This is a genomic window from Candidatus Kosakonia sp. 282A-S69 (assembly GCF_029433855.1).
GTDB lineage: Bacteria > Pseudomonadota > Gammaproteobacteria > Enterobacterales > Enterobacteriaceae > Kosakonia > Kosakonia cowanii_A.
This window is the reverse complement of the sequence record NZ_JAROAU010000005.1, coordinates 113,512-138,565: the sequence shown is the minus strand read 5'-3', so window position 1 is coordinate 138,565 and position 25,054 is coordinate 113,512. Positions and strand designations below refer to the sequence as shown.

At 55.8% G+C, this 25,054-nt stretch carries 22 protein-coding genes and 1 tRNA gene; 11 read left to right on the top strand and 12 right to left on the bottom strand.

Features of this window, described 5'->3' with window-relative positions; translation table 11 throughout:
- Nucleotide 1 precedes the first annotated feature (1 nt).
- Nucleotides 2–77: transfer RNA gene (locus PU683_RS21475), tRNA-Gly, on the bottom strand.
- A gap of 254 nt (nucleotides 78–331) precedes the next feature.
- On the bottom strand, nucleotides 332–877 hold the full coding sequence (orn, locus tag PU683_RS21470; protein ID WP_277174611.1) for an oligoribonuclease: 546 nt from the start codon (nucleotides 875–877) through the stop codon (nucleotides 332–334).
- A 94-nt stretch (nucleotides 878–971) separates the two neighbouring features.
- On the opposite strand from orn, the gene rsgA reads away from it, so the two are divergent.
- The 3 genes from rsgA (at nucleotide 972) to mscM (ending at nucleotide 6,452) form a co-directional block, all read left to right on the top strand.
- On the top strand, nucleotides 972–2,027 hold the full coding sequence (rsgA, locus tag PU683_RS21465) for a small ribosomal subunit biogenesis GTPase RsgA (protein ID WP_277174610.1): 1,056 nt from the start codon (nucleotides 972–974) through the stop codon (nucleotides 2,025–2,027).
- A 98-nt stretch (nucleotides 2,028–2,125) separates the two neighbouring features.
- Nucleotides 2,126–3,097 carry an archaetidylserine decarboxylase gene (gene asd / locus PU683_RS21460; protein ID WP_277174609.1) on the top strand — a complete coding sequence of 324 codons (972 nt, stop codon included), beginning with the start codon at nucleotides 2,126–2,128 and terminating at the stop codon, nucleotides 3,095–3,097.
- A gap of 22 nt (nucleotides 3,098–3,119) precedes the next feature.
- Nucleotides 3,120–6,452, top strand: a complete 3,333-nt coding sequence (gene mscM / locus PU683_RS21455) for a miniconductance mechanosensitive channel MscM (protein WP_277174608.1) — start codon at nucleotides 3,120–3,122, stop codon at nucleotides 6,450–6,452.
- An 86-nt stretch (nucleotides 6,453–6,538) separates the two neighbouring features.
- Here mscM and epmA read toward each other — a convergent pair whose 3' ends face one another.
- The gene (gene epmA, locus PU683_RS21450; RefSeq protein WP_277174607.1) at nucleotides 6,539–7,516 is read right to left on the bottom strand and encodes an elongation factor P--(R)-beta-lysine ligase; all 978 of its coding nucleotides are present in this window, start codon (nucleotides 7,514–7,516) and stop codon (nucleotides 6,539–6,541) included.
- Between the two features lie 307 nt (nucleotides 7,517–7,823).
- On the opposite strand from epmA, the gene frdA reads away from it, so the two are divergent.
- The 5 genes from frdA to PU683_RS21425 all read left to right on the top strand — a co-directional run bounded on the left by frdA (nucleotide 7,824) and on the right by PU683_RS21425 (nucleotide 11,731).
- Nucleotides 7,824–9,614: a fumarate reductase (quinol) flavoprotein subunit gene (gene frdA, locus PU683_RS21445; protein ID WP_277174606.1), complete on the top strand. Its 1,791-nt coding sequence runs from the start codon at nucleotides 7,824–7,826 to the stop codon at nucleotides 9,612–9,614.
- Nucleotides 9,607–10,341 carry a succinate dehydrogenase/fumarate reductase iron-sulfur subunit gene (locus tag PU683_RS21440; protein ID WP_277174605.1) on the top strand — a complete coding sequence of 245 codons (735 nt, stop codon included), beginning with the start codon at nucleotides 9,607–9,609 and terminating at the stop codon, nucleotides 10,339–10,341. Before frdA ends, PU683_RS21440 begins: the two co-directional genes overlap by 8 nt.
- 10 nt (nucleotides 10,342–10,351) lie before the next feature.
- Complete coding sequence (gene frdC / locus PU683_RS21435; RefSeq protein ID WP_277174696.1) at nucleotides 10,352–10,747, top strand: fumarate reductase subunit FrdC; 396 nt, start codon at nucleotides 10,352–10,354, stop codon at nucleotides 10,745–10,747.
- Nucleotides 10,748–10,757: 10 nt separating this feature from the next.
- Nucleotides 10,758–11,117 (top strand): fumarate reductase subunit FrdD, encoded by a 360-nt coding sequence (gene frdD / locus PU683_RS21430; RefSeq protein WP_277174695.1) that lies wholly within the window; start codon nucleotides 10,758–10,760, stop codon nucleotides 11,115–11,117.
- Between the two features lie 83 nt (nucleotides 11,118–11,200).
- The gene (locus tag PU683_RS21425) at nucleotides 11,201–11,731 is read left to right on the top strand and encodes a lipocalin family protein (protein WP_277174604.1); all 531 of its coding nucleotides are present in this window, start codon (nucleotides 11,201–11,203) and stop codon (nucleotides 11,729–11,731) included.
- Here the strand turns inward: PU683_RS21425 and sugE are convergent.
- Nucleotides 11,728–12,045 carry a quaternary ammonium compound efflux SMR transporter SugE gene (sugE, locus tag PU683_RS21420; RefSeq protein WP_277174603.1) on the bottom strand — a complete coding sequence of 106 codons (318 nt, stop codon included), beginning with the start codon at nucleotides 12,043–12,045 and terminating at the stop codon, nucleotides 11,728–11,730. The genes PU683_RS21425 and sugE overlap by 4 nt on opposite strands.
- Nucleotides 12,046–12,310: 265 nt before the next feature.
- Here sugE and PU683_RS21415 point away from each other — a divergent pair, with 265 nt between their 5' ends.
- Complete coding sequence (locus tag PU683_RS21415; RefSeq protein WP_277174602.1) at nucleotides 12,311–12,910, top strand: helix-turn-helix transcriptional regulator; 600 nt, start codon at nucleotides 12,311–12,313, stop codon at nucleotides 12,908–12,910.
- A 29-nt stretch (nucleotides 12,911–12,939) separates the two neighbouring features.
- Here the strand turns inward: PU683_RS21415 and ecnB are convergent, their stop codons facing one another.
- From ecnB to efp, 3 genes are all read right to left on the bottom strand, one after another.
- Complete coding sequence (gene ecnB / locus PU683_RS21410; protein ID WP_023478333.1) at nucleotides 12,940–13,086, bottom strand: lipoprotein toxin entericidin B; 147 nt, start codon at nucleotides 13,084–13,086, stop codon at nucleotides 12,940–12,942.
- Nucleotides 13,087–13,194: 108 nt separating this feature from the next.
- Nucleotides 13,195–13,326, bottom strand: a complete 132-nt coding sequence (locus PU683_RS21405) for an entericidin A/B family lipoprotein (protein ID WP_042718504.1) — start codon at nucleotides 13,324–13,326, stop codon at nucleotides 13,195–13,197.
- A gap of 57 nt (nucleotides 13,327–13,383) precedes the next feature.
- A complete protein-coding gene (gene efp, locus PU683_RS21400) occupies nucleotides 13,384–13,950 on the bottom strand; it encodes an elongation factor P (RefSeq protein ID WP_187801049.1) in 567 nt (188 codons plus the stop codon).
- A gap of 41 nt (nucleotides 13,951–13,991) precedes the next feature.
- Here efp and epmB point away from each other — a divergent pair, with 41 nt between their 5' ends.
- The gene (gene epmB / locus PU683_RS21395; RefSeq protein ID WP_277174601.1) at nucleotides 13,992–15,020 is read left to right on the top strand and encodes an EF-P beta-lysylation protein EpmB; all 1,029 of its coding nucleotides are present in this window, start codon (nucleotides 13,992–13,994) and stop codon (nucleotides 15,018–15,020) included.
- A 75-nt stretch (nucleotides 15,021–15,095) separates the two neighbouring features.
- Here the strand turns inward: epmB and PU683_RS21390 are convergent, their stop codons facing one another.
- From PU683_RS21390 to PU683_RS21375, 4 genes are all read right to left on the bottom strand, one after another.
- Nucleotides 15,096–16,739 carry a methyl-accepting chemotaxis protein gene (locus PU683_RS21390; protein WP_277174600.1) on the bottom strand — a complete coding sequence of 548 codons (1,644 nt, stop codon included), beginning with the start codon at nucleotides 16,737–16,739 and terminating at the stop codon, nucleotides 15,096–15,098.
- A 319-nt stretch (nucleotides 16,740–17,058) separates the two neighbouring features.
- On the bottom strand, nucleotides 17,059–17,412 hold the full coding sequence (locus PU683_RS21385) for a DUF4156 domain-containing protein (RefSeq protein ID WP_277174599.1): 354 nt from the start codon (nucleotides 17,410–17,412) through the stop codon (nucleotides 17,059–17,061).
- A 155-nt stretch (nucleotides 17,413–17,567) separates the two neighbouring features.
- A complete protein-coding gene (locus PU683_RS21380; RefSeq protein WP_277174598.1) occupies nucleotides 17,568–21,632 on the bottom strand; it encodes an Ig-like domain-containing protein in 4,065 nt (1,354 codons plus the stop codon).
- Between the two features lie 75 nt (nucleotides 21,633–21,707).
- Entirely contained in the window at nucleotides 21,708–22,148 is a 441-nt protein-coding gene (locus tag PU683_RS21375; RefSeq protein ID WP_277174597.1) for a hypothetical protein, read from the bottom strand.
- A gap of 491 nt (nucleotides 22,149–22,639) precedes the next feature.
- Here PU683_RS21375 and PU683_RS21370 point away from each other — a divergent pair, with 491 nt between their 5' ends.
- Nucleotides 22,640–23,320, top strand: a complete 681-nt coding sequence (locus PU683_RS21370) for a winged helix-turn-helix domain-containing protein (protein ID WP_277174596.1) — start codon at nucleotides 22,640–22,642, stop codon at nucleotides 23,318–23,320.
- 86 nt (nucleotides 23,321–23,406) lie between these two features.
- Here PU683_RS21370 and groL read toward each other — a convergent pair whose 3' ends face one another.
- On the bottom strand, nucleotides 23,407–25,053 hold the full coding sequence (gene groL / locus PU683_RS21365; RefSeq protein WP_277174595.1) for a chaperonin GroEL: 1,647 nt from the start codon (nucleotides 25,051–25,053) through the stop codon (nucleotides 23,407–23,409).
- Between the last annotated feature and the right edge of the window lies 1 nt (nucleotide 25,054).

The following is a 25,054-nucleotide window of genomic DNA, read 5'->3' as shown; positions in this document are numbered from 1 at the left end:
TTGGAGCGGGAAACGAGACTCGAACTCGCGACCCCGACCTTGGCAAGGTCGTGCTCTACCAACTGAGCTATTCCCGCTTATCAGCGCTATTTCAACATGTTAAAGCCTTTAACCGCTGAAATTTCGTGATGCCGTGTTTCACATTTCTGTGTCTTCACGGGAGGCGCATTATACGAGAAATCATTCCTGCTGCAAGCCCCTGAAAGCAAATTTTCGTTTTTTTTGTTTAACTGCCGATTTAATCGACAAAACGCACATTTTTGCAGCAAACCCGCGTCAGCACTGGCTTGCAGAGCCGAAAACGGCTTATCGGCTCTGCGCCTCTCCGCGCTTACAGTTTAATAAAGTGTTCGCGGTAGTAAGCCAGCTCCGCCACCGATTCGCGGATATCATCCAGCGCCTGGTGGGTATTCTGCTTTTTCAGACCGGTAAGCACTTCTGGCTTCCAGCGGCGTGCCAGCTCTTTCAGCGTGCTGACATCAAGATAGCGATAGTGGAAGTAGGCTTCCAGCTCCGGCATGTACTTAAACAGGAAGCGGCGATCCTGACCGATGCTGTTGCCGCAAATGGGCGATTTACCGGCCGGTACCCACTCTTTCAGAAACTCAATCGTCGCCAGTTCCGCGGCGCGATCGTCAAAGGGGCTTGCTTTAACGCGTTCAACCAGGCCGCTGCCGGTGTGGGTTCGCACGTTCCACTCATCCATCAACGCCAACTGCGCGTCGGATTGATGCACTGCCATCACCGGCCCTTCCGCCAGGATATTGAGGTTGGCGTCGGTTACCAGAGTCGCGATCTCAATAATGCGATCGCGCTCGGGATCTAAGCCCGTCATTTCGAGATCAATCCAAATGAGGTTGTTTTCATTTGCGCTCATGCTATTTTCCACCCTTATCGCATCACTATATTCATCTAGAATTGCGTGTATCATAGAGGTTTTGCCCATCCGGGGCGACCAGGAGCCAGCACGATTGAGTAAAAATAAACTCTCCAAGGGGCAGCAGCGCCGCGTTAAAGCGAACCATGAGCGCCGACTGAAAACCTCGACGGAGAAACCTGATTACGATGACAACCTGTTTGGCGAAAAGGCCGAAGGGGTGGTCATTAGCCGCTTTGGTATGCATGCCGATGTAGAATCCGCCGATGGCGACGTGCATCGCTGCAACATTCGCCGCACGATCCGCTCGCTGGTGACTGGCGATCGCGTGGTCTGGCGGCCAGGTAAAGCGGCCGCGGAAGGGGTCAACGTGAAAGGGATTGTCGAAGCGGTGCACGAGCGTACCTCGGTGCTGACGCGCCCGGATTTCTACGATGGCGTCAAACCCATCGCCGCCAATATCGATCAAATTGTTATCGTCTCGGCAATCCTGCCAGAACTCTCACTCAACATTATCGACCGCTATCTGGTGGCGTGCGAAGCTTTAGACGTTGAGCCATTGCTGGTGCTGAATAAAACCGATCTGCTGGATGATGAGGGCATGGCGTTCGTCAACGAGCAGATGGATATCTATCGCCATATCGGCTACCGCGTGTTGATGGTCTCCAGCCATGCAAAAGATGGCCTCGATCCGCTTATCGCGGCGCTGACCGATCGCATCAGCATCTTTGCTGGCCAGTCCGGCGTCGGCAAATCGAGCCTGCTCAATGCGCTGCTCGGCCTCAATGAGGAGCAGATCCTCACTAATGACGTCTCTGACGTCTCAGGTTTAGGCCAGCACACCACCACCGCTGCGCGCCTCTACCACTTCCCGCAGGGCGGGGATGTGATTGATTCTCCGGGCGTGCGCGAGTTCGGCCTCTGGCATCTCGAACCGGAACAAATCACCCACGGTTTTGTCGAATTCCATGATTATCTCGGTCACTGCAAATACCGCGACTGCAAGCACGATACCGATCCCGGTTGTGCGATCCGCGAGGCGGTAGAGAGCGGCAAAATCGCCGAAAGCCGCTTCGAAAATTATCACCGTATTCTGGAAAGTATGTCGCAGGTAAAGACGCGTAAAAGCTTTTCTGAATCAGATGACTGACAACTAAGCTAAGCGTCGTTAGAATCGTCCCCCATTTTAAGACTCCGACGCCGGGCGTCGGGTCAGGAACGACAGTAAACAATGGCCTGGAGGCTACCTTGTTAAACTCATTCAAACTTTCGCTTCAATACATTCTGCCGAAACTGTGGCTCACTCGCCTGGCGGGCTGGGGCGCAAGCAAACGTGCAGGCTGGCTGACCAAACTGGTTATCGATCTGTTCGTGAAATACTACAAGGTCGATATGAAAGAGGCGCAGAAGCCGGATACCGCCAGCTACCGCTCCTTTAACGAATTCTTCGTGCGCCCGCTGCGCGATGATGTGCGCCCGCTCAATACCGATCCGAACGTGCTGGTGATGCCGGCGGACGGCGTAGTTAGCCAGCTTGGCGCGATCGATAATGACAAAATCCTGCAGGCCAAAGGCCATAATTACAGTCTCGAAGCGCTGCTGGCGGGCAACTACCTGATGGCAGACCTGTTCCGTAACGGTAGCTTTGTTACCACCTACCTTTCGCCGCGCGACTACCATCGCGTACATATGCCGTGCAACGGCATCCTGCGCGAAATGATCTATGTGCCGGGCGACCTCTTCTCCGTTAACCACTTAACGGCGCAGAACGTCCCCAACCTCTTCGCCCGTAACGAGCGCGTAATTTGCCTGTTTGACACTGAGTTTGGCCCAATGGCGCAAATTCTGGTCGGCGCGACCATTGTTGGCAGCATTGAAACTGTCTGGGCGGGCACCGTCACGCCGCCGCGCGAAGGGATCATCAAACGCTGGACCTTCCCGGAAGGTGAAAACGAAGGCGCAGTCGCGCTGTTGAAAGGCCAGGAGATGGGTCGCTTCAAGCTCGGCTCCACCGTTATCAACCTGTTTGCGCCGGGTAAAGTGCAGCTGGTTGACGCCTTACGCAGCCTCTCGGTGACCAAAATAGGTCAGCCGCTGGCGCTCTCCACAGAGCCGTTTGTGCCTGTCGATGCACAGGAGCCAGCGCCGCTGCCGGAAGAAGAAATTAAAGCGGAACATGACGCCAACCCGCTGGTTGACGATACCAAAGAAGACGTTTAAGCCTCACCCCAGGGAGACTGCAGTGCGCCTGATTATCGCTTTTCTGATGGCCTGGTGCCTCAGCCAGGGAGCCGTTGCCGCAACGGCTCCCGATGCCCGTCAAATTGCCCAGGAGCTGGAGCAAGCTAAAGCGGCGAAAAACACGCCGGACCAGGCGGAAATTGTTGAGACGCTGCAAGGCGCGCTAAACGCCCTCGACGAGCGTAAAGGCTCGCTTGAACGTGCCCAGCAGTATCAGGAGGTGATCGACAACTTCCCCAAGCTTTCCCGCACGCTTCGCGCCCAGCTCGATAATCTGCGCGACGATCCCCCTGCCGTTTCACCGGGCATGAGCAGCGACGCGCTCAACCAGGAGATCCTGCAAGTCAGCAGCCAACTGCTGGAGAAGACGCGCCAGGCGCAGCAGGAGCAGGAGCGCGCGCGGGAGATCAGCGACTCTTTAAGCCAGCTTCCCCAGCAGCAAACCGATGCCCGTCGCCAGGTGACAGAAGTGGAGCGTCGCCTGGGCGCGCAAACCAGCAACTCAGCGCTTGCCCAGGCGCAAAACTTTGTCGCTCAGGCAGAATCAGCAAAGCTGAAAGCACTGGTTGATGAATTAGAGCTGGCGCAGCTTTCAGCTAACAACCGCCAGGAGCTGGCGCGTATGCGTTCAGAGCTGGCGCAAAAGCAGAGCGAGCGGCTGGACGCCTATCTGCAGGCGCTGCGTAACCAACTCAACAGCCAGCGTCAGCGCGAAGCCGAGCAGGCGCTGGAGAGCACGGAGATGCTGGCGGAGAGCAGCGCGAACCTGCCCGCCAGTATCGTTGAGCAGTTTCGTGTTAACCGCGAGCTTTCGCAGGCGCTGAACCAGCAGGCACAGCGCATGGATCTGGTCGCCTCGCAGCAGCGTCAGGCGACCGGACAAACGCTACAGGTACGCCAGGCGCTCACTACCCTGCGTGAACAGTCCCAGTGGCTCGGCGCATCGAATATGCTCGGCGAGGCGCTGCGCGCGCAGGTGGCTCGTCTGCCGGAGATGCCGAAACCGCAGCAGCTGGATACCGAAATGGCGCAGCTGCGTGTGCACCGCATGCGTTATGAAGATCTCCTCAACAAGCAGCCGCAGCTGCGGCAGATTCGCCAGGCAGACGGCAAAGCCCTGACGCCGGAACAAAACCGCATTCTCGAAGCGCAGTTGCGCACCCAGCGCGAACTGCTCAACTCGCTGTTGCAGGGCGGCGACACGCTGATCCTTGAGCTGACCAAACTTAAAGTTTCCAATAGTCAGCTCGAAGATGCGTTAAAAGAGGTGAACGAAGCGACCCACCGCTATCTCTTCTGGACGGCGGATGTCAGCCCGATGGGCTTCTCCTGGCCGCTTGAGATTGTGCAGGATCTGCGCCGCCTGCTGTCGCTGAACACCATCAGCCAGCTTGGCAAAGCGAGCGCGATGGTGCTGACCAGTAAAGAGACGCTCTTCCCGCTGTTTGGCGCGCTGATTCTGGTGGGGGTAAGTATTTACTCACGTCGCCACTTTACCCGCTTCCTGGAGCGCTCCAGCGCCCGCGTGGGCAAAGTGACGCAGGATCACTTCTGGCTCACTATGCGCACCGTCTTCTGGTCCATTCTGGTGGCCTCGCCATTGCCGGTGTTGTGGGCAACGCTTGGCTACTGCTTGCAGGAGGCGTGGCCCTACCCGCTGGCGGTGGCGATTGGCGATGGTGTTACCGCTACCGTGCCGCTGCTGTGGGCAGTGATGATCTGCGCGACCTTCGCGCGACCAACCGGGCTGTTTGTCGTCCACTTCGGCTGGCCGCGAAACCGCGTAGCGCGCGGGTTACGTTACTATCTGATGAGCATCGGCTTTATCGTGCCGCTGATCATGGCGCTGATTATGTTCGATAACCTGAACGACCGTGAATTCTCCGGATCGCTCGGGCGGCTCTGCTTTATCCTGATTTGCGGTGCGCTGGCGATTGTTACCCTGAGCCTTAAACGCGCCGGTATTCCGCTCTATGTCGATAAGAGCGGCAATGGGGACAATATGGCGAACCACCTGCTGTGGAACCTGCTGCTGTGTGCCCCACTGTCAGCGATTCTCGCTGCCGCAGTCGGTTATCTGGCAACCGCCCAGGCGCTGTTGGCAAGGCTGGAAACCTCCGTCGCCATCTGGTTCCTGTTGCTGGTGGTCTATCACATTATTCGCCGCTGGATGTTTATTCAGCGTCGCCGCCTGGCCTTTGAGCGTGCCCGCCACCGCCGTGCGGAAATTCTCGCCCAACGCGCACGCGGCGAAGAGGACGCCTTACATCAGCTCAGCACCGAAGGCACCGCTGAAATTGACGAGCCGGAAGTCGATCTCGACGCCATCAGCGTGCAGTCACTGCGCCTGGTGCGCTCGATCCTGATGCTTATCGCCCTGCTGTCGGTGATTTTCCTCTGGTCTGAGATCCACTCCGCCTTCGGCTTCCTCGAGAACATTCCGCTATGGGACGTCACCTCGACGGTACAGGGCGTCGAGAGCCTTGAGCCGATTACGCTCGGCGCAGTGCTGATTGCCATTCTGGTGTTTATTATCACCACCCAACTGGTGCGCAACCTCCCTGCTTTGCTTGAGCTGGCGCTGTTACAGCACCTTGAGCTGACGCCGGGGACCGGTTACGCCATCACCACCATCACCAAATATCTGCTGATGCTGTTTGGCGGGCTGGTGGGCTTCTCGATGATTGGGATTGAGTGGTCGAAGTTGCAGTGGCTGGTGGCCGCGCTCGGTGTTGGTCTTGGATTCGGTTTACAGGAGATCTTCGCCAACTTTATCTCCGGCCTGATCATTCTCTTTGAGAAGCCGATCCGTATCGGCGATACGGTGACGATCCGCGATTTGACCGGCAGCATTACAAAGATCAATACCCGCGCTACCACGATCAGCGACTGGGATCGCAAAGAGATCATCGTGCCGAATAAGGCCTTTATCACCGAGCAGTTTATCAACTGGTCGCTGTCGGACTCCGTTACGCGTGTAGTGCTGACGGTGCCCGCGCCGGTCGATGCCAACAGCGAAGAGGTGACACAGATTCTCTACACCGCCGCCGAGCGCTGCTCGCTGGTGATTGATAACCCGCCGCCGGAAGTGTTCCTGGTTGATCTGCAGCACGGGCTACAGCTGTTTGAGCTGCGCATCTATGCGGCTGAGATGGGCCATCGCATGCCGCTGCGCCACGAAATCCACCAGCTTATTCTGGCGGGCTTCCGTGAACACGGCATTGACCTGCCCTTCCCACCGTTCCAGATGCGCCTTGAGAGCCTCGACGGTAAACGCACGGCCAAAACGTTATCTTCAGCGGGGAGAAGCAGCCGCCCGGCGGGCAGCCTCTAAGACGTTGAGTGCCGGATAGCGTTGCGTTTATCCGGCTCGTTGAGAAGCCTTTATGTAGAGCGTAACCGCCCGTCACAAGCGGGCAGTTACGCCCGGTCGACGCTAAACGCCATCACTTCCGCCAGGGTTTCAGCCTGCAGCGCCAGCATCACCAGGCGATCAACGCCCAGCGCGACGCCAGAGCAGTCCGGCAGGCCCGCTTTTAACGCTTCCAGCAAATTGACATCTACCGGCTGCTGCGGCAATCCGCGCGCGGCGCGCTTGCGGTTATCCTGCTCGAAGCGCTGCTGCTGCTCGCGGGCATCGGTCAGTTCATGGAAGCCATTTGCCAGCTCGATCCCTTTAAAGTAGACCTCAAACCGCTCTGCGACGCGGTGATCTTCGGTGCTGATCTGCGCCAGGGCTGCCTGGCTTGCCGGGAAGTGGTAAACAAAGGTGGGACGATCTTTGCCGATCTGCGGCTCGACACCGATGGCAAACAGCAGTTGCAGCAGGGTGTCACGATCCTCTTCCGTATCGGCGATATTGCTCAGATCCAGCTTCGCCGCCACTTCACGCAACTGGGCTTTATCCGCCGAAAGCGGATCGACCTCCAGATAGCGCTGGAACGCCTGTTGATAGGAGAGGGATTCTGCAGCCGGGCACTCGAGTACCTGTTGCAGCAAATCATCCACCTCATTCATCAAACGGTACATGTCATAGTGCGGACGATACCATTCGAGCATGGTGAATTCAGGGTTGTGATGGCGCCCCATCTCTTCATTACGGAAGCTGCGGCAGAGCTGGAAAACCGGGCCACAGCCCGCGGCCAGCAGGCGCTTCATATGGTATTCGGGGCTGGTCATCAGGTAGAGATTGATGCCCTGAGAGTGGCCGGGGCCAACAAAACGGGTTTCAAAGGGAACCAGATGCACGTCGGTCACCGTTGCCTGGCTCATACAGGGCGTCTCCACCTCCAGTACGCCGCGATCGGCAAAGAAACGGCGAATTTCCGCCATTATTGCCGCGCGTTTCAATAAGTTGGGGATGGATGCGCTCGGCTGCCAGGTTGCCGTCTCGCTCATGGTTCTTTCTCCGATTTCTAACAAGGGCACGAAGTCTACCCGCATCGATCTGGTTAGACAAATTTTGCACAGATAATTTTCATAGGCTGCATCAATAAATAGATAAGAGCTATTTAGAGATGATATCGATCAAGCTGGAAGCCGCATCAGCAGGAAGAACAGCAAAACACTCGAACACGTCAAATTTCCCCTCAGTCAATATGGATATACTGCCCGCTACCCCAAAAGGAGCAGTGGACCCCTTCCGTAATGAAGGCAAGCGCACCTGGCTTATCGTTGCGGAACAACAATAATCTGGAGGAATGTCGTGCAAACCTTTCAAGCCGATATCGCTGTGATTGGCGCAGGTGGAGCAGGATTACGCACCGCGATTGCCGCGGCGCAGGCTCATCCCAACGCCAGGATCGCACTGATTTCAAAAGTCTATCCCATGCGCAGCCACACCGTTGCCGCCGAGGGCGGTTCCGCCGCCGTCGCCCAGGATCACGACAGCTTTGAGTACCATTTCCACGATACCGTGGCAGGTGGTGACTGGCTTTGCGAACAGGATGTCGTCGACTACTTTGTCCATCACTGCCCCACGGAGATGACCCAGCTTGAACAGTGGGGTTGCCCGTGGAGCCGCCGCGAGGACGGCACGGTGAACGTGCGTCGCTTTGGCGGCATGAAGATCGAGCGCACCTGGTTCGCCGCCGATAAAACCGGCTTCCACATGCTGCACACGCTGTTTCAAACCTCTTTACAGTTCCCGCAAATTCATCGCTTCGACGAACACTTTGTCCTCGATATCCTGGTGGATGATAACCACGTACGCGGCCTCGTCGCGATGAACATGATGGAAGGTACGCTGATTCAGATCCGCGCTAACGCGGTGGTGATGGCGACGGGCGGTGCAGGCCGCGTTTACCGTTATAACACCAACGGCGGCATCGTCACCGGGGACGGCATGGGCATGGCGCTCTCACACGGCGTGCCGCTGCGCGATATGGAGTTTGTGCAGTATCACCCGACCGGCCTGCCCGGCTCCGGCATTCTGATGACGGAGGGTTGCCGCGGCGAAGGCGGTATCCTGGTGAATAAAAACGGCTATCGCTACCTGCAGGATTACGGCATGGGGCCGGAAACGCCGCTCGGCGAACCGAAAAACAAATATATGGAGCTTGGCCCGCGTGACAAAGTCTCACAGGCCTTCTGGCACGAGTGGCGTAAAGGCAACACCATCTCCACGCCGCGCGGCGATGTGGTGCATCTCGATCTGCGCCATCTTGGCGAGAAGAAGATCAAAGAGCGCCTGCCGTTTATCTGCGAACTGGCAAAAGCCTATGTCGGCGTCGATCCGATCAAAGAACCGATCCCGGTGCGCCCGACCGCGCACTACACCATGGGCGGCATTGAGACGGATCAGAATTGCGAATCGCGCATCGTCGGGCTGTTTGCCGTCGGTGAATGCTCCTCGGTTGGCCTGCACGGTGCTAACCGTCTTGGCTCTAACTCGCTGGCGGAGCTGGTGGTCTTTGGTCGTCTGGCGGGCGAGCAGGCGATTGAACGCGCCTCTACTGCCAGCCCGGCAAATGAGGATGCGCTCAACGCTCAGGCCACCGATGTTGAACAGCGTCTGAAAGCGCTGGTGAACCAGAACGGCACCGAAAGCTGGGCGAAAATCCGCGATGAGATGGGCGAATCGATGGAAGAGGGCTGCGGCATTTACCGCACGCCGGAACTGATGCAGAAAACCGTCGATAAGCTTGCTGAGCTTCAGGAGCGCTTCAAACGGGTACGCATTACCGACACCTCTAGCGTCTTCAACACCGATATTCTCTACACCCTGGAGCTGGGCCATGGCCTGAATGTTGCCGAATGTATGGCCCACTCAGCGCTGGCGCGCAAAGAGTCGCGCGGTGCTCACCAGCGCCTCGATGAAGGCTGTACCGAGCGCGATGACGTTAACTTCCTCAAACATACGCTCGCCTTCCGCGAGGCGGACGGCACAACCCGGCTTGAGTACAGCGACGTGAAAATCACCACGCTGCCACCGGCAAAACGCGTCTACGGGGCAGAAGCGGAGTCGGGTGAGAAGAAGGAGACGAACAATGTCTGAGATGAAGAACCTGAAGATTGAAGTGGTGCGCTACAACCCGGAGGTCGACAACGCGCCGCACAGCGCCTTCTATGACGTTCCGTACGATGAAGCCACCTCGCTGCTCGATGCGCTGGGGTATATCAAAGATAACCTTGCCCCCGATCTTAGCTACCGCTGGTCGTGCCGGATGGCGATTTGCGGCTCCTGCGGCATGATGGTCAATAAAGTGCCGAAGCTGGCCTGTAAAACGTTCCTGCGCGACTACGAGAAGGGGCTGAAGGTCGAGGCGCTGGCGAACTTCCCGATTGAGCGCGATCTGGTGGTCGATATGACCCACTTTATCGAGAGCCTTGAGGCGATTAAGCCCTATATCATCGGTAATACGCGCACGCCCGATCAGGGGCCAGGCAAACAGACCCCGGGGCAGATGGCGAAGTATCACCAGTTCTCCGGCTGTATCAACTGCGGTCTCTGCTATGCCGCCTGCCCGCAGTTTGGCCTCAACCCGGAGTTTATCGGCCCGGCGGCGATTACGCTGGCGCACCGTTATAACCTCGACAGCCGCGACCACGGCAAGCAGGAGCGCATGGCGCAACTCAACGGCCAGAACGGCGTGTGGAGTTGTACCTTTGTCGGTTACTGCTCGGAAGTGTGTCCGAAGCACGTCGATCCGGCCGCCGCCATTCAGCAGGGCAAGATTGAGAGTTCGAAAGACTTTCTTATCGCCACCCTGAAACCACGCTAAGGAGTGCATGATGACGACTAAACGTAAGGCCTGGGTTCGCCCCATGCCATCAAGCTGGTGGAAAACGCTGCCGTTTTATCGCTTCTATATGCTGCGCGAAGGGACAGCGATCCCGGCGGTCTGGTTCAGCCTGGAACTGCTGTATGGCCTTTTCGCGCTGAAAAATGGGCCGGAGAGCTGGATGGGCTTCGTCGCTTTCCTGCAAAACCCGGTTGTGCTGCTGCTCAATCTGATCGCGCTGGCAGCCGCGCTGCTACATACCAAAACCTGGTTCGATCTGGCGCCGAAAGCGTCGCTGATTGTGGTGAAAGGCGAAAAGATGGGGCCAGAGCCGGTGGTAAAAGGGCTGTGGGTGGTAACTGCCGTGGTGACGGTGGTTGTGCTGTTTATCGCCCTCTTCTGGTGAGGAATTGATGATGATTAACCCAAATCCAAAACGTTCTGACGAACCGATGTTCTGGGGCCTGTTTGGCGCAGGCGGTATGTGGAGCGCCATCTTCGCGCCGGTGATGATCCTGCTGGTCGGCCTGCTGCTGCCGCTCGGTCTCTTCCCCGGCGAGGCGCTGAACTACGAGCGCGTTATCACCTTTGCCCAGAGCCTCGTTGGCCGCGCCTTTCTCTTTTTGATGATTGTGCTGCCGGTCTGGTGCGGGCTGCACCGCATCCACCACATGATGCACGATTTGAAAGTGCACCTGCCCCATGGCAAATGGATTTTCTACGGCCTCGCGGCGATTATTACTGTCGTTGCGTTAGTCGGCGTGATTTTCCTGTAAAACCTGTCGCTCTCCTGCAGGCGCAGGAGAGCAAATTTCCCGCCATCTTCTACACTTACGTAAAAGCCAGGAGGGAGAATACCATGCGTTTACTGCCTATCTTCGCAGCGGTCACCGCTGCTTTTTTAGTCACGGCCTGCAGCACCCCCACGCCGCCAAAAGGTGTCACCGTGGTGCAGAATTTCGATACGCAACGCTACTTAGGGAAATGGTATGAGATTGCCCGCTTCGATCACCGCTTTGAGCGTGGTCTGGAGCGCGTCACCGCAGCCTACAGCCTGCGTGACGATGGCGGGTTAACCGTTATCAACCGCGGTTATAACCCCGATCGCGGCAAATGGCAGGAGTCGGTTGGTAAAGCCTATTTCACCGGCGATCCGCGCACCGCGTCGCTGAAGGTCTCATTCTTCGGCCCGTTCTATGGCGGCTATAACATCATCTCGCTGGATAAAGAGTATCGCCATGCGCTGATTTGCGGCCCGGATCGCGACTACCTGTGGATCCTCTCCCGCACGCCGACCATTCCGGCCGAGGTGAAAGAGAAGATGCTGGCAGAGGCGACCCGTCAGGGCTTCGAAGTGAATAAGCTGATATGGGTCGATCAGCCCCATTAATGGGCGCTGAGTTTTAAACCAATAATTCCGGCCACAATCAGACATAGGCTAACAATACGCGCCAGGCTTGCGGACTCGCCGAGTAACACAATCCCGGCGATGGCCGCGCCGACGGCGCCAATGCCGGTCCAGACCGCGTATGCGGTGCCGACCGGCAGGGTTTTCATCGCCCATGAAAGCAGCACAACGCTGACCAGCATTGCCACGACGGTAATAACGCTGGGGGTGATACGGGTAAAACCGTGGGTATATTTCAGGCCGATAGCCCAGACCACTTCAAGCAGACCGGCGATAAAAAGAATAAACCAGGACATAGTTGGCTCCAGTGCGGGGCCGTCCCCGAAAGAGAGTGATACTGTCGGGTCGTCCCGTCAGTCAAGTGAAGAAGGTCACATTTTCGCCCCTTTACATGCAGATTTCAACCCCGCGATCGCCCTTTCAGATTCAGGAAGTTAAAGCAAGAAATAGCCCCTCTTCGCAGCGGAATTCAGGCATTTAGTCATCATATCCAGCGAATATGATGAATCGCTTTCCTGGGTTCAGGAAGCCGTGCGCCCCCCTCTGACTGCGAAGAAAAATATGTTCAAAATGCTCGTGATTGACCGCTGTTACTTCACCCGCTCAGGGATGGAATCCTGGCTCAATCAAACCGATCTCTTTCCCGCCGCTTTTCTTGTCACCGCTTTGCATAATTTAATGCTGGCGAAAGAGCATATTGTGCAGTGGCAGCCGGATTTGGTGATTATTGATTTGCACAGCTTTAAAGATGAAATTCATCATATTCAACAACTTGCTTCGCTCTTCTCAGTGTGCGGCGCATCCTGCCAGGTGATGCTGCTGGAGTCGGGCCACGACACACAGCTCTCGGCATTTTGCACGCAGTTTCCCATCGCGGCGATTTTGCAAAAAACGGATCCGCTGGAGAAGGTGGCGCAGGCTATTGATACCATGATGCAGGCGCGCCCGCTCAGGCCGACAAGACGAGCTGTGACGCCGTTATTAACGCGTCAGGAAGAGAAAGTATTAACCCTATGGATGGAAGGCAGAGATAACGCGGCAATCGCAGCAAAAATGAGGATTAACGGTAAAACCGTTTACACCTACAAAAGAAACATTCGCATGAAGCTGGGGATGGGAAACCGCTTTACGCCGTTTTTGTCGTTACCCGAGGCAAACTAACGGTACGGCACAGGCCGTACCGGCAGTCATCACTGTTGTGCTTTGGTCGCAGCGCCAGAAATTGCGCTACCGCCATCGGAGATGTCTTCGCCGACGCCACGGGTGGTGTTACACGCCGTCAGTACGGATGAAAGAACCAGTACAGAAAAGATCGCAACAAATGTCTTCTTAACCATAATATCTTCCTTTTATTGCCAATATCGTTTGTGTATAGCAACTTAAGCATAGACAAGTTCCCGCGAAGCGACGGGAAAAATGATAATTTTTAAGACGAGAGGAAGTGGTTAGCTGGCGGCGTGCGAAATGATATGACCGAGGGTCTGCACATCTTCGCCGATACCGCGCGCGGTATTGCAGCCTGCGAGCAGTGCGCAGCTGATGAGCAGCAGTGAGAGGAGTTTTGCGAGACGTTTCATTATGCGGGCCTCAACGAACCCGCGACGCAGCAGAGCGCTACGTCGCGGTTGTGCGCATTACTTCACACGAGATACGTATTCGCCGGAGCGGGTATCTACTTTGATCACTTCACCAACCTGAACGAACAGCGGCACTTTAACCACAGCGCCAGTGCTCAGGGTAGCCGGTTTACCGCCGGTACCTGCAGTATCGCCCTTCAGGCCTGGATCGGTATCAACGATTTCCAGTTCAACGAAGTTCGGCGGCGTGACGCTGATCGGCTGACCGTTCCACAGGGTAACGATGCACTCTGCCTGATCCAGCAGCCATTTTTCGTTGTCGCCAATCGCTTTTTTATCAGCAGAAAGCTGCTCAAAGGTTTCGTTGTTCATGAAGTGCCAGAACTCACCGTCGTTATAGAGGTAAGTCAGGTTCATATCCACAACGTCCGCGCCTTCAGCCGAGTCGGTAGACTTGAAAGTTTTCTCAACGCGGGTACCGGTCAGCAGACGGCGCAGTTTAACGCGTGCGAACGCCTGGCCTTTGCCCGGTTTCACGAATTCGCTGGCCTCAACCGCGTACGGTTCGCCGTCCATCATGATTTTAAGACCGGCACGAAAATCGTTGCTATAGTAAGTCGCCATAAGGCCCTCTGAAATTGTTAACTGGTAGCTTAGCCAAAAAAATGGCACACATTGTAACCCTAAAAACCCCCTCCAGAGAAGATTGGTTATTGCAACTTGCCGATGTAATCACCGATCCCGATGAACTGCTACATATTTTAAATATAGAACCCGATGAAGCTCTGCTACGTGGACGCGAAGCAAAGCGGCTTTTCCCGCTGCGGGTGCCGCGCGCATTTGTCGCGCGCATGCGCAAAGGCGATGTCAACGATCCGCTTCTGCGTCAGGTACTTACCACAAGCGAAGAGTTTATCTCTGCGCCGGGTTACAGCACCGATCCGCTGGATGAACAGAGTAGCGTGGTGCCAGGGTTGCTGCATAAATACCGCAACCGCGCGCTGCTGCTGGTAAAAGGCGGCTGTGCGGTTAATTGCCGCTACTGTTTCCGTCGCCACTTCCCGTACGCCGATAATCAGGGCAACAAGCGGAACTGGCAGGGCGCGCTGGACTATATTGCCGCGCACCCGGAGCTGGATGAGATCATCTTCTCCGGCGGCGATCCGCTGATGGCCAAAGATCATGAGCTTGAGTGGTTGATCGCGCAGCTGGAAGCCATTCCACACCTTAAGCGGCTGCGCATTCATAGCCGCCTGCCGATTGTGATCCCGGCGCGCATCACCGATACGCTGGTCGCCCGTTTTGCCCGCTCCTCGCTGCAAATTTTGCTGGTGAACCATATCAACCACGCGCAGGAAATTGGCGACGATTTTCGCGCAGCGATGGCGCAACTGCGCCAGGCGGGCGTCACACTGCTTAATCAGAGCGTGCTGCTGCGCGGCGTAAATGACAATGCGCAAACCCTTGCCGATCTCAGTAAAGCCTTATTTGACGCGGGCGTCCTGCCTTACTATCTGCATGTGCTGGATCGGGTAGAGGGTGCGGCGCACTTTATGGTGAGCGATGAAACAGCGCGGGAGATTATGCGTGAGCTGCTGACACTGGTCTCCGGTTATATGGTGCCGAAGCTGGCGCGGGAGATTGGCGGTGAGCCGAGTAAAACGCCGCTGGATCTGCAACTGCGTCAAGAGTAAAAAAAGCACGGTCGCGAAATACGCAACGCGACCGTGAAAAAAGCGCTTGCACGGGAAACAAGCGCGTGTCGGAACTTAAAAGGTCTCCCAGCCCTCATCAGCGCCGCCGGCAGGAGCCAGACGGGCACGCTGTACGGGTGCTTTCACTGTGCTGGCACTGGCGCGAGCCGGCTGCTGGCCCGGTAAACGGAACACATCCACCAGCTGCTGCAATTTGGTGGCCTGATCTTCAAGGCTACCCGCTGCCGCCGACGACTCCTGTACCAGCGAGGCGTTCTGCTGCGTGGTGGTATCCATTTCAGACATCGCCTGCGCAATCTGACCGATGCCACGGTTCTGCTCATCAGAAGCAGCGGCGATCTCCTGCATCAAATCCTTCACCTGCATGACGGAGTTAACGATACCGCTCATGGTTTCACCAGCCAGGTCAACCTGACGAGCGCCCTCTTCGACATAGTTCACTGATTCGTTGATTAAGGTTTCAATCTCTTTGGCGGCCTGCGCGCTACGCTGGGCCAGCGAGCGAACTTCTCCTGCCACCACCGCAAATCCACGCCCCTGATCCCCTGCCCTTGCCGCTTCTACCGCCGCGTTCAGTGCGAGGATGTTGGTCTGGAAGGCGATGCCGTTAATCACTGAGGTGATTTCAGAGATGCGTTTTGAACTCTCCATAATGTCTTTCATACGGTTTACCGCCACGCTGACCACGGTGCCGCCCTGTGCAGCGGTATCCGAGGCAGTAATGGCCAGCTGGCTCGCCTGATGAGCGTTCTCGGCGTTCTGTTTCACCGTCGAGCTGAGCTCTTCCATGCTGGCGGCAGTCTCAACCACTGCTGCTGATTGCTGTTCGGTACGTGCTGAGAGTTCGTTATTACCCAGCGCAATCTCATTCGCCGCCGTATTCACCGAGCTTGAGGCGGCGCGTACCATCTTCAGTGATTCAGCGACACGCTCGACCAGCAGGTTAAACGCGGCGACCGCACGGCCAATCTCATCCATCCGCCCGGTGGAGAGCGTCTGGCTGAGATCCAGTTTTTCACTGATACCCTCCATCCCATCGCGCATGTCATTAAGACGACGCTTAATGTTAAGCACGGTAAAGAGGCCAAACAGACCGAGAACCAGCGTGGCGGCCAGCGTGGCGGTAATGGATAAAACCATTGAGCGACTAATTAAGCTGGAGTTATCAGCCACCGCTTTATTTACCAGTTCACTGTTATAGGCGACCTGATCGGTAAAGTCGTTAATTAATATGGCAATACTGTCGGCAACTGGCCCGCCTTTACGCATAGCCTGAATAATAGCAGCCCGGTCATTACTTTCTGAGACTTTAAAAAATTGATCCATCACTAAGCGAAATTTTTCTAAATCGCCCAGCGTTTTATTAGATAAATCCTGATCGTGTTGATCGGAAACCAGATCTTTAAGATAACCCTGATGCATGGCGTAAACATCGTCATATAATTTTAATGCGTTCTGTTTTACTTCCGCCATCCCGGCAGGATCTTCAGTCAGGCCGTGAACGAAGAGTTGGCCACGTATTGTCAGCACCTTCAGCATCTCTTTGTTCATCATGTCGAGGCTGGGTAAGGTATTTTCTTTAAAGTTCGTTTGCGACTCACCCAGTTTCGATAAAGAAAATATCGCAATCAGGTTTGTGCCGATAAGGCTTATAATCAGTAACGAGAAAGCCAGTAACAATCTCTTTGTAATGTTCATTGATAACTCCCGACACCATCTTTCAAGAAATAGTATTGTTTTTTCACACTCCTTCGCGATTTGTCCTGAAGTAAGTATCGGCAGCGAAAAATATTACTTTATCTCGATATATCCTCTTTTCTAAAAAAAGATTGAGCCTGCAGAAATATAATTAAAAAAAGCAGAATGCTTAAGAAAACTTAATATTCAGAGGCACGGAATTTAATTAGCAGCAGAATTATAATCGTCTTATTTACAAGCAGGAGATCAATAGCAGAGCGCGGACAAATAGCGGCGGTTTCAGCGCGCCCGCCATGACTGGCGGGCGCAAGGGAAAGGATCAGTCAGGGCACTTGTAAACCTGCGCGTTCATTTCGCTGGCGGTTGGCACAAAGCTCGACAGCACGCCCTGCGTCGGGCTGCTTACGTTGTAGAGCACGTTGCCGCCCATTGCGGCCGCCTGGTTGCGCAAAGCATTTGCCGCGCCACGCATTGAACCGCCCTCTTCGCCGTGCTGGCCAGAGAGCCAGTTGCTCTGCTTGCCGCTGGCGGTGCCGAGATAGTGGCACTGCGCGGCCGGTTTATCCTCCACAAAACGCACGCTCTGGCCGCCTGCGGTCAGTTCATTGCTGCTGCTGCAGCCTGCCAGCAGAAACGCTGCGCCAATCATCCCCGCCAAATATTTTACCGACATGTTATTCCCCGTAATCAATGAGCTGGACGCGGTTCGCCCGTGTCTAAACCTTATACTAAAAAGATGACTAAAAGAAAAACGCCGCCATCGCAGGTGAGATAAATCAGCGAAAAATAGCAAAAAAGCCCCGCCAGTTACGGCAGGGCTTGCAGAGATTAACAGCCGTCAAATTTATACGGCGGGCCGGACGAGGTGGTTCCGACAGTTTCAACGTTCACGCTGCCCTGTTGGTCAACGTTAAGTTTGAAGACATGCCACAGCGTATTGCGCTGCGATCCGCTGGCGCTCTCCACCGCCCAGTTCCAGCTGCGCCCATCCGACAGGGAGAGCGTCACCTTCGCTCCGGTCATCAGCGGGCCGGTTGCCGGTTGGCTGTTATGTACCGAGTAACAGTACGCGCCGGGATGGAAGTTGCCAATCGAGACGGTTTCCGGGCCATAGCCGTTGCGCGCGTCATTCTCCAGCCCCGCTTCTGCGCCTACCGGGTGCGTCGTCATGTAGTAGACATGCTGCCTCGCCCCGCCGGGATTGCTCGATTTCGGCGGCACAATCAGGTGCGCGTCGAGATTCGCCGGCGTGGCGTTCCAGCTCACGACAATCTTCGCCACCGCGCCCTTCAGGCGGTGCGTCAGCGTAAAGTCCTGGGCAAAGAGGGTGCCTCTGACAACCGTTATCGTGGTCTGTAACGGGAAGTAGTCCGGCGCGGTGACCTCAACATAGTAGCTCCCTGACAACACATTGATGCTGTAGCTGCCGTTACTGTTGGCCTGCGTGGAATAGGCCGGTTGCGCGTCCCCTTTGTGATGAAAGAGCTTGATCTCAGCGCCGGGCACGACAATCGGCGCAGGGTTACTGTAGCCCCATACCGCCTGGGCCCCCCAAATTCCGCCGCGCAAATTGACCTGCTGTGGGTGGAAGCTCACCGTTTTATCCGCATCAATGCTGGCACCGTTATTTAGCGACGCGGAAACCTGCACATTCATCACATCGGTGGTGGTGCTCTTAAGCAGGGCGACAGCGATCCCCGCATCGTTGGTCACGCTCAGGCTGTTGATAGTGGCGGCAACGCCTTTATCCTGTAACCACTGCACCGTCGCGCCGCTCACCGGGTTATCGTTGACATCTTTGACGAGCGCATTAAAGGTAAAGCTGTCCGTCCCGTTGGCAGTTTTATCTGTGGTGGTTCCTTCCAGCGTGACGTTTGCCAGCGCTGCGGTCGAGATATCGCCGATAAAATCGACGGCTTTACTGGCCGAGGTACCCGCTACGCGGGCCGTCACGGTAAAGCGCCCGGCGCGCAGGCTGTTAACGCTGGTGGTCACCTGACCATCAATATTGCTCACCCCCTGCGTGCGTGTCAGCACCGCACCCGCGCTGACGGTGAAATCGACCGTAATGCCGCTCAGCCGGTTCCCCTTCACATCCGTCACCGTCGCCGAGAGGCTATTGACCGCATTGCCGTTCGCCACTGCACCGTTGCTCTCCACCACCAGGTTGGCATCGGAGATTTGCGCCGTAACCACATCGGCGATAAACAGCGTAGATTTGCTCAGGGTGCTGCCATTTACCGTTGCGGTCACCGTATAAAGCCCGGCGATATCGCTGACTACCGTGGTTCGCGCCTGCCCATCCGGCCCGGTAATAGCAGTCGTCGCGGCAAGGGTTGCACCTGGCGAAACGCTAAAGTTGACCGTCACACCGGGGATCGGATTGTCATTAGCATCGACAACGGTGGCCGTTACGCCATTCGGCGCGATGCCGTTAGCAACTGCGCCATCGGGCGAGATGTGCAGATTTTCATTGGGCAGCTGCGCGGTGGTGCTGTCAGCAATAAAGCGGGTGCTCACCTGCGCGCTCTGTGGCGTGCCGACCAGTTTCGCCGTGGCGTTAAAGGTTCCCGCCCGGCGGCTGGTTAAGGTGGTTTCCGCCACGCCTTGTGCATCAGTCACCGCCTGCGCGGGCAGAACGCTGACCGGGCTGTCGGGGATAAACTGTATCGCCATGCCCGGCACCGGGTTACCCAACGCATCGGCTACCCTCACCCTCATCACACTGCCCGCCTGTCCATTGGCCAGCGCATCTTGCCCCACACGGCTTTCGATAAAGCGCGCGCTCTGGCGATCGACGCTGAAGTTGACGGTTTGCGTCAGTGCCTGACCATTGACCGTCGCGGTTATCTGCGTCGCCAGCGCACGTGTATGCGTCACTAATAACCTCGCCTGACCACGAGCATCGGTCAACACGGTATTGCCGCCGACCAGCGTCGCGCCGTTATCCGCCGAGAAGCCCACCGCGTAGTTCGCCAGCGGGTTGCCGTAGCGATCGGCTACGGTCGCACGCACCTCATTGGCCTGCTTTCCATCCGCCAGCGCGTTATCGGTAATCGTGTCGAACGCACTGAGCGTGGCGGTGGTGGTATCAGCGATAAAGGTCACCCGCGCACTGCTGCCATTACCGTTGCGCAAGGTAGCGGAGACCACGCCTTCACCCGCAACGCGGCTCTTCAGTTTTACTGTCGCCACCCCATGGCTGTCGCTCACCGCGCTGAGCACAGAATGATGCTGGCTCTGGTCGTTAAACAGCGTGGCCGCCGGTTTACCTTTGCTGTCGGCAAGCTGAGCAATATGGAATGTCACCGGCTGCCCGCTGACCGGTTGGCCCTCCTTCACGACGCTGGCCGTCAGGGTAAAGGCCTGCTGATTATCAGCCAGCTGCGGTTTCGTAGGCGTTATCGCGAGCGGGGCGACCGTCTCGCTGGCGCGCAGCACGCGGAGGGTGGTGGTCACAGGCGTGGCGCGGTTGCCATTTTTATCAATGCCAACCGCGGTCAGCAGATACTCCTGCGCGGCATGGGGCTGGCTGCGCGTGTTGCGATAGGCCGGAACCTGCACCTGCAGGACGGTCAGCGCCGGTTGCTGCCAGCTGCCGCCGTTGGCGGCAAAGTTCGCCGAAGCACTCCACTCAATGCGCTCAAGGCCATACTTCGCTTTGGCGATCGTCACCGGGATGGTCAGCGTTGAGCCCGCCTCCGCGGTGAACTGCTGCGGCAGTGAGAGTGCCACCAGCGGTTGCTTACGGTACTGCATGACGATGTCGTAATTGCGATCGACGAGCGCATATTTGCTACCAATCAGGCTGCGGTGCAGATCGACATTGTCACCGGAGAGCTGCCGCCATAGCGGCACGCCGAAGCGGTAATTGAGCGCCATATCAAGGCGTGTGTCCTGGCTATCGCCGAAGGTGCGCTCGCCGGAGAGTGTCAGCAGCGGAAACGGCGTGTAGTTAAGTCCCAGCGTGACCGCATAGGGGTTGCGTTGCAGATCGCCCGGCCCGCCAGCAGGCATAAGGGCAATGCCTTTGCCGAAGTAGTGCTCATATTTTAGCTTCGCGCCCCACTGCGGGTGGGCGGGGAGCCAGCCATCAAGGCGCAGATCAACCCCGTTCGCCGGGCGCTCGTCATACTCTTTCATACCGTTAAGCGTCGAGGCGTGCCAGCCGGTAAGGCCATAATAGGCGTTGGCCGACAGCTTCAGATAATCAGCCCAGGCTTCACCGCCGATGCCGAGGCGCGCATTCTTGCCGCTGTAGTCGTAGTCGTAAAACGCATTGATGCCCAACATGCCCCCCGTCACCTGGTGACGGTAGCCCAGCCCGACGTTGCCGATGTGGCGCGCATCGCTTTTGCGCAGCCCCCACTGGCTGAACACCAGCTGACGTTCACTCTCCAGCAGCGGCAGCAGCAGATCGCCGCTCACGTTACCTTCGCTGTCCAGCGACGCGCTGGCCGTGCCTTTTTGATCTATCCAGTCGCTAAGTTGTTGATTAATTACTCCTTCGCCAAGACTGCGGGCGAAAGCAAAAGAGGTGCGGCTGACATCGTCAGACATCAGCAACTGCGCGGCCTGCGCCGCTTTCGGTGCCAGCCACGCCTCGCCAGAAGCCGGTTCGACCTCCTGCTGCGCCTGCATATTCAGCGTCGGTAGCGGCGGGTTATTTTTCCGCGTAGGTGAAACCGTCGGTGAAACGGTGTGGGTCAACATTCTGGGCTCGCTTATTAGCGCCTGTAGCCCGGCCATCGTTTCATCCATGCTGCGATAATCGGCATATTCCGTTGCCTGCGCCGCAGTGGCGAAGGGAAAAAAGAGTGGGCTGAATAACTGGAGCGCGATGATCCCCCACGCGGTACCCCGCTTCCAGCCGGGAAGTTGTCTCGTTTTCATTATTAGGTCATCAAAGAAAAAAGATAAAAAAGCCGTTATTAAAAACGGCATTTAAAAATAGTGACGAGGCATCCGTCAGATGTCGGCGAGGTTTCGCATCTTTTCTTTAACGATTTGATAACTCGTGTAGTGCGCCTTCGCACACAAGGTATCCAGCTTGAGATCGAGCTGCATGGTGTAGATCTCTTTCGCCTCTTTCCCCATGATATTTTTATTAATGTTCAGAAATTTGTAGCCTTCACCTATTTTTGAATAGTCTTCTGAGTAGTTTTTATAGGTGCTGGTATCCGTGCCGCGAATAAAATTAAATTTGTCGATGCATGCATTATTAGTTGATGCAATAACAATCCCATCGAAAAAAGGTGATTTGCGCTCTGCCGCCACGCCCTGTGGCGCGCTGACGTTACGGGCACTGGCGGCCGGGTCCTCTTTTTTTTGCTTACTCGTGTTACCTGCGCAGGCTGAGAGAAGAAACAGGCACGCGGTGCTTAATACAATGGCGTTTAAATTTTTCATTTTATTTTTCCCCTTAAAATTAAACTGTTACTAAAAGACCAGTTTTTAAACGTGCGAATACCGTGTGGAAAGAGCTCTCCACACACTGCACGCGTCTAATAAGGTTTAATAATAAGTTCGCACTCTTCTCTTTAGCTATTTATATCGGAACATTAAATACAAACAAGATAAATTATCGCCATATAAACCGCTTTCAGGGCAACTCATGCTTATTATAAAAAAAATAACAACAAAATCCCGATCAATCCGTGAGAATTATCTGGTAGATTGTCGGGATATCTCCCGTAAAATTAAAAAAAAGCGGCTCTATTTATTGACAATACAGGTAACATCGACAATATGGTTATATTTTTATGCAGTTTTAAAATTCTGAATATAGTAGTTTAATTAACAGGAGATAATACACGTTAATTAATTGCATTATTATAGAAGTATCTAACGTCTTCTTTTTAATTTATTCCATGATGAATAGCATCATAAAAGGTATAAATATGTTGTTTATTATAGATAAGGAAATCTATTTCAGACCCGCCGATGGCGCAATCTGGGGGGCGGGCGCTGAAAATGAAAAACGGTTTTTAACGCTCGCCAGCAGCCGCTTGCTGGTCTTTTTTCTTGAACACCGCGGCGAGATCGTTACCCGCGATGCCATCTTTCAGGACGTCTGGGAGCGGTATGGTTTGCACTCCACCAACAACACCCTCAACCAGTACATTTCGCTGTTACGCAGAACGATGACGGACTTTGGCTTAGGCCCCCACGTGATTAAAACCATCCCCAAAACCGGCTTTATCTTCAGCCGCGATCTCTCCGTTATTGCCGTTACGGAACAGGCTGATGCGACGCTACCAGCCGCCCATCAGCCGCTTAGCGCACGTAAACAGTATGGCGCGCTGGCGCTGCTGATCCTGTTTTTGCTCTGCGCGTTTATGCTCTTTGGCCTGTGGCAGAGCCGCACCTTCAGCGCGCCGCTGCCTGAATTTGGCAAAAGCGCGGTGACCTTTACCCAGTGCGATTTTTTCCCGGCGGAGAGCGAGGATGAATCCCGGTTGCTGGCAACGAGCGACAAACTCAAATTTATGACGCTGGTGGACGATCTGGCCGTTGAGCAGGAGCCGGGCGGCGAGAAAACAGCGCAGGCCGTCTGTCCGGCCAACTCGCCCGCTGGCTGAAACGCAGGCAAAAAAAAGAGCGGGCATAAGCCCGCTCCTCTTCGTTGAACGCGCGCCCGCTTTACCGGGCACGAGTCCGGCAGCAATTACATCATGCCGCCCATACCGCCCATGCCACCCATGCCGCCAGCAGCACCTAAATCAGGCGCGTCGCTTTTCGGCAGATCGGTAACCATGCACTCGGTGGTGATCATCAGACCGGCTACAGAGGCCGCGTACTGCAGTGCAGAACGGGTTACTTTAGTCGGGTCCAGGATACCCATGTCGATCATGTTGCCGTACTCTTCGGTTGCTGCGTTGTAACCGTAGTTACCGTCGCCCGCTTTAACCATGTTCGCGACAACAGACGGCTCTTCGCCGCAGTTCAGCACGATCTGACGCAGCGGAGCTTCCATTGCGCGCAGCGCAACTTTGATACCCACGTTCTGGTCTTCGTTCTGGCCTTTCAGATCGGCCAGTTTGCTGGCTACGCGAATCAGCGCCACGCCACCACCGGCAACCACGCCCTCTTCAACGGCAGCACGGGTCGCGTGCAGCGCATCTTCAACGCGGGCTTTCTTCTCTTTCATCTCAACTTCGGTCGCCGCACCCACTTTGATGACCGCAACGCCGCCTGCCAGTTTCGCTACGCGCTCCTGCAGTTTTTCACGGTCATAATCGGAAGTGGCTTCTTCGATCTGCTGACGAATCTGCGTTACGCGACCCTGAATAGCGGTCTCTTCACCCACGCCATCGATGATGGTGGTGGTGTCTTTGTTGATCACAACGCGTTTCGCCTGACCCAGATCTTCCAGGGTCGCTTTTTCCAGCTCCATACCGATCTCTTCAGAGATAACGGTACCGGCAGTCAGGGTTGCGATATCCTGCAGCATCGCTTTACGACGGTCGCCGAAGCCCGGTGCTTTCACCGCAGCCACTTTCACGATGCCGCGCATGGTGTTAACCACCAGGGTCGCCAGCGCTTCGCCTTCAACATCTTCAGCGATGATCAGCAGCGGTTTGCCTGCTTTAGCAACGGCTTCGAGAACCGGCAGCATTTCGCGGATGTTGGAGATTTTCTTATCAGCCAGCAGGATGAAGGGGCTTTCCAGTTCTACTGCGCCCGTTTCCGGCTTGTTGATGAAGTAAGGGGAGAGGTAGCCACGGTCGAACTGCATACCTTCAACCACGTCCAGCTCGTCCTGCAGACCGGTACCGTCTTCAACGGTGATCACGCCTTCTTTACCGACTTTATCCATCGCTTCAGCGATCAGTTTACCTACGGTTTCGTCGGAGTTAGCGGAGATGGTACCAACCTGAGCGATAGCTTTAGAGTCAGAGCACGGTACGGAGAGGGCTTTCAGCTCTTCAACAGCAGATGCGACAGCTTTGTCGATACCGCGTTTCAGATCCATCGGGTTCATGCCCGCAGCAACGGCTTTCAGACCTTCAGTGATGATGGACTGTGCCAGAACGGTCGCGGTGGTGGTGCCGTCGCCTGCAGCGTCGTTCGCTTTAGAGGCCACTTCTTTCACCATCTGCGCGCCCATGTTTTCGAACTTGTCTTCCAGCTCGATTTCACGTGCTACGGAAACACCATCTTTGGTGATGGTCGGTGCACCGAAAGATTTATCCAGAACCACATTACGGCCTTTCGGACCGAGGGTAACTTTCACTGCATCTGCCAGAACATTTACGCCGCGCAGCATTTTTACACGAGCGTCGTTACCGAATTTTACGTCTTTAGCTGCCATT